This is a genomic window from Polynucleobacter sp. MWH-Jannik1A5, assembly GCF_018881795.1.
GTDB lineage: Bacteria > Pseudomonadota > Gammaproteobacteria > Burkholderiales > Burkholderiaceae > Polynucleobacter.
The window spans coordinates 40,811-49,394 of the sequence record NZ_JACVPQ010000002.1 but is presented as its reverse complement, the minus strand read 5'-3'; the positions used below and the strand labels follow the sequence as shown (position 1 = coordinate 49,394).

Annotated in this window: 8 protein-coding genes; 2 read left to right on the top strand and 6 right to left on the bottom strand. The window is 45.8% G+C overall.

Annotation, left to right across the window (positions count from 1 at the left end):
* Positions 1 to 543 (bottom strand): SprT family zinc-dependent metalloprotease (locus ICN23_RS09615; RefSeq protein ID WP_216232033.1); only part of this gene is annotated, 543 nt, incomplete at its 3' end.
* A gap of 76 nt (positions 544 to 619) precedes the next feature.
* Here ICN23_RS09615 and ICN23_RS09610 point away from each other — a divergent pair.
* A complete protein-coding gene (locus tag ICN23_RS09610; RefSeq protein WP_216232032.1) occupies positions 620 to 1,930 on the top strand; it encodes an amidase in 1,311 nt (436 codons plus the stop codon).
* 9 nt (positions 1,931 to 1,939) lie between these two features.
* On the opposite strand, the gene ICN23_RS09605 is transcribed toward ICN23_RS09610, so the two are convergent.
* Together ICN23_RS09605 and ICN23_RS09600 are read right to left on the bottom strand one after the other, a co-directional pair.
* Complete coding sequence (locus ICN23_RS09605; protein WP_216232031.1) at positions 1,940 to 2,914, bottom strand: tripartite tricarboxylate transporter substrate binding protein; 975 nt, start codon at positions 2,912 to 2,914, stop codon at positions 1,940 to 1,942.
* A gap of 29 nt (positions 2,915 to 2,943) precedes the next feature.
* A complete protein-coding gene (locus ICN23_RS09600; RefSeq protein ID WP_216232030.1) occupies positions 2,944 to 4,065 on the bottom strand; it encodes an NADH:flavin oxidoreductase/NADH oxidase in 1,122 nt (373 codons plus the stop codon).
* 165 nt (positions 4,066 to 4,230) lie between these two features.
* Between ICN23_RS09600 and ICN23_RS09595 the strand changes: the two genes are divergently transcribed.
* Positions 4,231 to 5,751, top strand: a complete 1,521-nt coding sequence (locus ICN23_RS09595; RefSeq protein WP_216232029.1) for a CoA-acylating methylmalonate-semialdehyde dehydrogenase — start codon at positions 4,231 to 4,233, stop codon at positions 5,749 to 5,751.
* A gap of 68 nt (positions 5,752 to 5,819) precedes the next feature.
* On the opposite strand, the gene ICN23_RS09590 is transcribed toward ICN23_RS09595, so the two are convergent.
* From ICN23_RS09590 to nuoN, 3 genes are all read right to left on the bottom strand, one after another.
* Positions 5,820 to 6,305, bottom strand: a complete 486-nt coding sequence (locus tag ICN23_RS09590; RefSeq protein WP_216232028.1) for a DUF1178 family protein — start codon at positions 6,303 to 6,305, stop codon at positions 5,820 to 5,822.
* Between the two features lie 65 nt (positions 6,306 to 6,370).
* A complete protein-coding gene (locus ICN23_RS09585; protein ID WP_216232027.1) occupies positions 6,371 to 6,970 on the bottom strand; it encodes an NUDIX domain-containing protein in 600 nt (199 codons plus the stop codon).
* Between the two features lie 112 nt (positions 6,971 to 7,082).
* Complete coding sequence (nuoN, locus tag ICN23_RS09580; RefSeq protein ID WP_216232026.1) at positions 7,083 to 8,582, bottom strand: NADH-quinone oxidoreductase subunit NuoN; 1,500 nt, start codon at positions 8,580 to 8,582, stop codon at positions 7,083 to 7,085.
* Between the last annotated feature and the right edge of the window lie 2 nt (positions 8,583 to 8,584).

Below are 8,584 nucleotides of genomic sequence, written 5' to 3'. Positions count from 1 at the left end.
GTCCTTAGGGCATATTGGCGCCCCATAACTAGCCCATTTTTTGAGTAAGGTGACTTCATAGCCACATTGGCTGCACTTGGCTTTGCTGCGACTGGCATTGCTTGGTCTAGGGGGTGGGAAAACAATTGCCTGATGCGGATATGGACCCAGTTCTTGGCTGATCATCATCAGCTTGACTGTTAACTCCTCAGTGGCATGCGCCATTCTGGCGGGACCTTCCAATCCTACGGTCTGAGCGATACCCTTGAAATCTTCACCATGGCCACTAAAGCAATCATCCACAGCATGACAAAGCTCATGAACCAAGGTATCTAAAAGCTGTACTGGTTCATCTAATTTTGGGGAGATAAATATCTCATTGACACCGCCACCAGATCGCTCGCGAGGCCAACATTGACCAAGCGTGGTTCTAGGGCTGCTGGAAGCCGGAAATCCGCAAGAAACCCTCACTGGAGGGATCGCATAACCTGCTTTTGAAAATACTGGCTCTAGATGCCTTACAGCGTCTTCAAGCCATGCTTCACGTACCGTATGTTGCTTCATCTAACTTCTCTTTTATTGAATTTCTAGTCCAAAACCTTAAATTGCGATCATACGCCACCAAAAGTAGAATGGGGCAATGAAAGATCTCGAAAGTCTCAGCGCCACCCAGGCCATTAAAGCCCTCTCTAGAAGAGAGATTAAGGCAACCGATTTGCTGCTCTCCTGCCTGGACCGCATAGGACAGAGGGAGAGCGTTGTCAAAGCTTGGACAAGCCTTGGCAAGGAGAGCGCCCTAGCCAAGGCTAAAGAGCTTGATAAGGGTGCATTTAAGGGTATTTTGCATGGGCTACCTATTGGCGTAAAAGACCTTTATGACACTTATGACTTGCCAACTTCTTATGGATCTCCGATCTATGCCAATCACTATCCGGCAGCAGATGCTGTATCCATTGCATTAATCCGACAAGCGGGCGGCATCATCCTTGGTAAAACAGTCACCACAGAGTTAGCCTCTTTTAAAAGTGGGCCAACCACCAATCCCCATCTTTCAAACCACACGCCGGGAGGATCTTCCAGCGGTTCTGCTGCAGCAGTAGCTGACTTCATGGTGCCCTTAACAACTGGCAGCCAAACAGCAGGCTCCATCATTCGTCCAGCGTCTTATTGTGGCGTAGTAGGCTTTAAACCCAGCTTAGGAAAAGTCAGTACAGCGGGGGTAAAAAGTCTCTCCACTACCCTGGATACATTGGGATGCTTTGGCAGAACTATTGAAGATGTCGGACTAGGTGTAGCAGCGATGAGTGGCGATCACCGCTTTACAAAAGTAGAGGCTTTGCACAATAAGCCTCGTGTAGCCATATGTAAAACATCTGATTGGCCTCTTGCGCAACAAGAAACCGTGACTGCAATGGCTGTTGCTCGCCATGCAGCAGAGCTTATCTCCAAAACAACCGTTTCTGATCTAAAGCTTCCTCATTCTTGTGATGGTATTACGCAAGTACAAACGCGCATCATGCTCTCTGAGATGTCTCGCAGCTTTGTATTCGAGCGAACCCATTACCCAAAGAAACTAAGTTTAATTTTGAGTAAACAACTTAGTGATGGTGCAGCAATTAGTTATGAGCAATATGCAAAAGATTTACTTTTTACCGATAAAGCAAAAGCATCCATCATCGAGCTATTTCAAGATGAGGTTGATTTATTGATTGCTCCTAGCGCACTAGGAGAAGCACCCAACATTAAAGATGGGACTGGAGACCCGGTCTTCTGTCGTGGATGGACACTATTAGGCCTACCCTGCATCAATATCAATGTGGGCAGCGGCCCCAATGGATTACCTGTCGGAGTGCAACTGATTGCTGGGCCAGGAAAGGATCATTTTCTTTTAAGCGCAGCAAGGGCTTTCGTACTTGCGCTGCCTGATCCCACTTTAAGAGATCAGGCTTAAAACGCATATTTAATCTAAAGTAATGTTCGCCGCTTTAATCGCTTTACCCCAGAAAGGAATCTCTTTTTTCACTAGTGCATCAGTTTGCGCCGGATTGAGATAACGAAGCTCCACTCCAGCGGCATCTGAACGCTCTTTGACTTCAGGTAATGCCAGACTCTGTTTTACAGAGTTCGTCAGTTTTGTAATGACCGGCGCTGGCGTGCCTGCTGGAGCATACAAAGCAACCCAAGACTCTAGCTGAAATGAAGGAAGCCCTGCTTCTGCAGTGGTTGGTACATTGGGCATGCCTGGATGACGGTTTTTCCCTGTTACTGCCAAACCTTTTAGCTTGCCACTTTGCACATGTTGCATCAAAGAAGGTGGCGTACTAATAAATACTTGAACCTGCCCCGCCAATACATCCTGAATGGCAGGACCAGATCCCTTATAAGGAACGTGCACCATTTCTACACCAGTAGTTTGCTTGAAGATCTCGGTACCGATATGAGAAACAGATCCGTTACCTTGTGATGCGTAATTTAATTTACCTGGATTTGCCTTTGCATACGCAATGAACTCTTTCAAGTTGTTCACGGGTACTGAAGGATGTACAGCAATCACATTGGTTGAAACAGTGAGCAAAGCTACCGGCGTAAAGTCCTTGATTGGATCCCAGGAGAGCTTGTCAAATAACGCAGGGTTGCCTACGTGATAACCGGAATAAGAAATTAATAAGGTATACCCATCAGGTTTTGCATTCGCAACATATTGATAGGCGATATTACCGCTGGCACCCGGCTTGTTATCTACCACTACCGTTTGGCCAATCACTCTAGTTAAAGGCTCGCTCAACAAACGCGCAGAGGTATCAACCAGGCCACCTGGTGGATTTGGCACTACTAGGGTAATTGGACGATCAGGAAAAGATTGTGCAGAAACTGTGCCTGTTAAACCCAAACTCAATACTGCTAAAAAACAAAATAAAACCATATTCTTTTTCATCGGTGTCTCCAGATTTTTATTATTGAAAATTATCTTTGCCCTATTTTTACACTACCAAATACCGCTTGAGCCTCACGTGGCAAGCAACGCCAGTAACGCTCATTTGCGGTAACTGTTCCGCCTAAAGCAGCAGCTGCTTCCCAGCCCCAACGGGGTTTATATAAGAAAGCTCTTGCCAGTGCTATCAAGTCTGCATCGCCTGCCTGCAAAATATCCTCCGCCTGTTGCGGCTCAGTAATTAAGCCAACTGTCATGGTAGGCAGGCCAGATTGATCTTTCACAATCTTCGCAAAGGGCACTTGATAATTTGGCCCAATGGCAATTTGCTGTTTTGGTGAAATGCCGCCAGAAGAGATATGAACAAAATCACAACCTAAAGGCTTTAGTCGTTGTGCAAAAACTGCCGTCTCTTGCGGGGTCCAACCCCCTTCTATCCAATCACTAGCAGAAATTCGGATACCGAGAACGCCCTGATAGGCTGCTCTTACAGCAGCAAATAGTTCTAGCGGGAAACGAATCCGATTTTCAAAAGAGCCGCCGTACTCATCGCTACGTTGATTGGCAATGGGTGATAAAAATTGATGTAACAAATAACCATGAGCGCCATGAAGTTCAATGCCATCAATACCAATACGATCTGCACGTTTTGCGGAAGCAACAAAATCAGCAATCAGTTTCTGGAGTTCATCCGTGCTTAATTCGTGTGGCAAACGCTCTCCGTCTAACTGCGGAATAGCTGAAGGCGCTAATGTCTCCCACCCGCCCTGATGTTTTCCAAGCAATTGGCCACCATTCCATGGGGTAGCACTGGATGCCTTGCGGCCCGCATGAGCCAGTTGAATAAAAACTGGCATAGCTGGGGCCAAGGCACGTGCACGACTTAATTTATCTTTTAGCGCAGCTTCGGTACGGTCATCCCAAAGGCCTAGGCATGCCGGCGTAATTCGAGCTTCTGGACTAACACCCGTGGCTTCAATAATGAATAAAGCGGCACCGCTATTGAGCAAATTACCCCAGTGCATCAGGTGCCAGTCAGTCGCCTCACCGTTATTGGCCGAATATTGGCACATTGGCGCAACCACAATACGATTTGCTAGCTCTAAGGGCCCTCGAGGGGAATTCAGGGTATAGCCAGTAAATAAAAGACTCATCGAATGCCTTAAAAATGCCCCAAAGGGTTCAAAAATACGAAATTTGCCGTAAAGCGATAGAATACTTAAAAAGTAGAATAAACGAGACCGCGAAGTCGTGCAGGCCAGAAATAGCCTAGCGGCTTGTTTAACTAAAAACCCCTAAAACACTCACTACAAGAGACTATGAACGCACCTCAAGCCTTTAAATCAAAAGAAGATATTGGTCACTATGTTGGCGGCAATGTTGTTAATCCTAAAGACGGCCGCTTTGCCGATGTTTACAACCCAACTAAAGGGTCTGTAGCCCGTCGTGTTGCCCTTGCTAGTCGCAAAGAAGTAGACGCTGCAGTCGCAGTTGCTCAAAAGGCTTTTGAGACCTGGAGCCAAACCAGCCCCCTGCGTCGCTCGCGTATTCTGTTTAAGTACCTTGAGCTCTTGAATGCCAACCGCGATGAATTGGCTGCGATCATTACAGCTGAGCATGGCAAAGTATTTACCGATGCGCAAGGTGAAGTTACTCGTGGAATTGAAATTGTGGAATTTGCCACTGGCATTCCAGAGTTGCTCAAAGGCGATTACACCGAACAAGTTTCTACCGATATTGATAACTGGGTAATGCGTCAGCCATTAGGCGTTGTTGCTGGCATTACGCCATTTAACTTCCCTGTCATGGTGCCAATGTGGATGTTCCCTATGGCAATTGCTTGTGGCAACACTTTTATTCTCAAGCCAAGCCCTACAGACCCATCTGCCTCATTATTCATGGCTAAGCTACTCAAAGAAGCCGGACTTCCAGATGGCGTATTTAACGTGGTTCAAGGCGACAAAGAAGCCGTTGATGCTTTGATTGAAAACCCAGATATTAAGGCAGTAAGTTTTGTAGGCTCTACACCTATTGCCAACTACATCTACGAGCGTTGCGCTCACTTTGGCAAACGCTCACAAGCTTTGGGCGGGGCTAAGAATCATATGGTCATCATGCCTGACGCCGATATTGAAAAAGCAATTGATGCATTGGTTGGCGCCGCTTACGGCTCAGCTGGCGAACGCTGCATGGCGATTTCAGTGGCAGTCTTAGTTGGTGATGTTGCAGAAAAAATCATGCCAAAACTAATCGAGCGCACCAAAACACTGAAAGTGAAGAACGGTATGGAGCTCGATGCAGAGATGGGTCCTATCGTTTCTAAGGCAGCTCTAGAGCGCATTACTGGCTACATTGAAAGCGGTGTGGCTTCTGGAGCAAAGCTGTTGGTAGATGGTCGCGGTCTTAAGGTGCCTGGCAATGAGAATGGCTTCTTTATTGGCGGCACATTATTTGACAATGTCACCCAAGATATGAAAATCTACTTGGAAGAAATCTTTGGGCCAGTGTTATCTTGCTTGCGCGTAGCAAACTTTACTGATGCACTGAACCTAGTGAATTCTTGCGAATTTGGTAACGGAGTTGCGTGCTTTACTAGCGACGGCAATATCGCCCGTGAATTTGCACGACGTGTTCAAGTTGGTATGGTTGGTATCAACGTACCTATTCCTGTGCCAATGGCCTGGCATGGCTTTGGTGGTTGGAAGAAATCGATCTTTGGCGATATGCATGCATATGGCAAAGAAGGCGTTCGCTTCTATACCAAGCAAAAGAGCGTGATGCAGCGCTGGCCTGAGAGTATTGCTAAGGGTGCAGAGTTTGTCATGCCTACCTCCAAGTAATACTAGGAGTAAATAGCAAAAAAGCGATCTTCGGATCGCTTTTTTATTGACTGGATTTTATTAGGCTATTACTGAAGGGTATTTTTCAACGCAGGAATCACTGGCATTGAAAGGACATCAATGCCCTCTTCTCTTAAGGCTTCAGCCTCATCCAAAGTAGTCTGACCACGAATGCTTCTTTCAGGGGACTCTTTATAGTGAATCTTTCTAGCCTCATCAGCAAAAGAATCGCCAACATCTTCTGAGCGACCCATGAGCTCTCGCATGCCTTTTAAGAACGCTGCCTGGACCTGGGCTTCTAACTGGGAATGATCGCTACCAGTAAGCGCAACCACGCCTCCACTAAGATTCTCAGATTCAGCTTTAGGGATTGCTAATTCTGTAGAAGATGATTTGCCAATATGCGGTGCTGAAGGCATCCGGGTAATTTCTGCGCTGTCACAAACCGGACAAGCAAGCATCCCCTTGTCTTGTTGGGCAAGACAATCCTCTTCCGAAGCGAACCACCCTTCAAAACGGTGATTTAACGGGCAAGCTAAGTTATAGACTTTCATAAAACGTATATAGGGGTAAAAACGATAAATTCAATACCCCCATTTTAATCGGGTTTGGGAGCGCCCTATTCGATCGGGGTTGGCTTGACTAAGCCTCTGCGATAACGATCGAGCCAATAGGCTGAAATCGTTGTTTTAACGTCCGTAATCTCACCTTCCTCAACCCAGCCTAACAATTGCTCCAAAGGGGCTGCAAAGACATCTAAAAACTCTTCATCATCTAGATGACTCTTGCCAGGGACCAAGTCTTCAGCAAAGTAAATATCAATGAACTCCGTTGAGTAAGAAATCACCGGATGAATACGCCGGATATAACTCCATTTTCTTGCCGTGTAGCCTGTCTCTTCTTCTAGTTCACGCTTGGCACAAACCAAATGGTCTTCGCTTGGATCAAGTTTCCCAGCGGGTATTTCAATGCATGCTTTTGCAATCGGATAACGATACTGTCGCTCTAGAAGTACTCTACCGTCATCTAAGATAGCAACAATGGCTACAGCACCCGGATGAGTTAAGTATTCACGTATAGCCTCTTCACCATCTGGCAAAGCAACTTTGTCACGCTTCATCTTCAGGAATATTCCGCCATAGATATCCTCGCCAGAGATCCACTCTTCACGTAAATGAGCATCCCCTAGTGGTAAATCTTGAAATGATTTTTCAGTCATGCGCTTATTCCTGTTTCATTCAGTTGCTTCATCATACAAAAGAGTCATGACATTTAAATGTCATAAACAATAAAGGCTCCCTAAGGAGCCTTTAGTTATGTTAGATCTCGTATCAAGAGCCCAGCAAGGTGCGACGCATGGCATCTAAACATAGACTCATTAAGCCAGCTGGAACAATACCGATCGCCAATACCAAAATGCTATTGAGGCCTAAGATACCTTTAGCAAATCCAGAGCCACTCACAGTGATCTCATGCTCAGGCTCATCAAAGTACATGACTTTAACAACTCTGAGATAGTAGAAAGCGCCAATTAATGAAGCAATCACAGCAATCACAGCCAAGAATGTGTGCTCTGCATCAACCAATGCTTCTAGAACGCCTAACTTAGCAGCAAAGCCAACAGTTGGCGGAATGCCAGCCAAAGAGAACATCATCACTAGACCAATAAAGGCAAACCAAGGATGCTTCTTATTGAGGCCTTTTAAACCATCTAAAGTCTCGCAGTCGTAACCCTTGCGTGACAAGACCATCAATAAGCCGAAAGTACCTAAAGTAGTTAATACATAAGTAATCGCGTAGAACATCGCTGCGCTAAAGGCATGATCATCGAATACAGACAACATGCCTAGTAACACAAAGCCCATTTGCGCAATAGCTGAATAGGCCAACATACGCTTGATATTAGTTTGCGCAATCGCCGTCACGTTACCAACAACGAGAGATAGCACTGCAAGCAATACCAACATTGGCTGCCAGTCACCTAGCAATGGCAACAAAGTGTTCACCAATAGACGGAATAACAAAGCAAAGGCAGCTAACTTAGGCGCGGCAGCAATCATCAATGTGACTGCAGTTGGAGCGCCCTGGTAAACATCCGGCACCCACATGTGGAATGGGACCACGCCTAATTTAAATGCCAAACCAGCAACAATAAAGACTAATCCGAAGGCCATGACCAAATGATTTACACGTGGGTCAGCTACAACCTTAAAGATTTCAATCAAATCCAAGGATCCGGTGACGCCGTACAACATAGACATGCCGTAAAGCAAGAAGCCGGAGGCTAAAGCACCTAAGATGAAGTATTTAATACCCGCCTCAACACTCTTTTCGCTGTTGTGACGCATGGCAACCAAAGCATAGGTTGGCAAAGCCATCAATTCCAAGCCAAGATATAAGGTCAGTAGATTTGCGCCAGAGATCAATACGAATTGGCCTAGCAAAGCAAGCAAGGCTAAGACAATAAAGTCAGGGCGAAATAATGCTCGATCAGTTAAATATTGCTTGGAATAAATCAAGCTTACCAATACAGCAATACAAGAACACGCTTTAAGCAAGTTTGAAAAAGGATCGGACTGGAATAGTCCATTCATTGCCACTAGCGCTGGATCAGCCATGCGACCAGCAAAAGCAAAAACGAAGTATACCAATAAGATGATTGTGAAGAAATAAACAAATCCTACGCCACGTGGAGTGTGGAAAATATCTTGCTCTACACCTGGTGTAGAAGTAACTCTCTCAGGAACATAAACACTTGCAACTAGTAGCAAACAAGTTGCAATTAGTAAAACAAGTTCCGGCAGGATGGCGTATAGGTCGAATGCTTGCATTT

Excerpts from the sequence above, each read along its gene's own strand:
- ICN23_RS09610 (WP_216232032.1), top strand. The coding sequence starts at position 620 with ATGAAAGATCTCGAAAGTCTCAGCGCCACCCAGGCCATTAAAGCCCTC.
- nuoN (WP_216232026.1), bottom strand. The coding sequence starts at position 8,582 with ATGCAAGCATTCGACCTATACGCCATCCTGCCGGAACTTGTTTTACTA.
- ICN23_RS09605 (WP_216232031.1), bottom strand. The coding sequence starts at position 2,914 with ATGAAAAAGAATATGGTTTTATTTTGTTTTTTAGCAGTATTGAGTTTG.
- ICN23_RS09595 (WP_216232029.1), top strand. The coding sequence starts at position 4,231 with ATGAACGCACCTCAAGCCTTTAAATCAAAAGAAGATATTGGTCACTAT.
- ICN23_RS09585 (WP_216232027.1), bottom strand. The coding sequence starts at position 6,970 with ATGACTGAAAAATCATTTCAAGATTTACCACTAGGGGATGCTCATTTA.
- ICN23_RS09590 (WP_216232028.1), bottom strand. The coding sequence starts at position 6,305 with ATGAAAGTCTATAACTTAGCTTGCCCGTTAAATCACCGTTTTGAAGGG.
- ICN23_RS09600 (WP_216232030.1), bottom strand. The coding sequence starts at position 4,065 with ATGAGTCTTTTATTTACTGGCTATACCCTGAATTCCCCTCGAGGGCCC.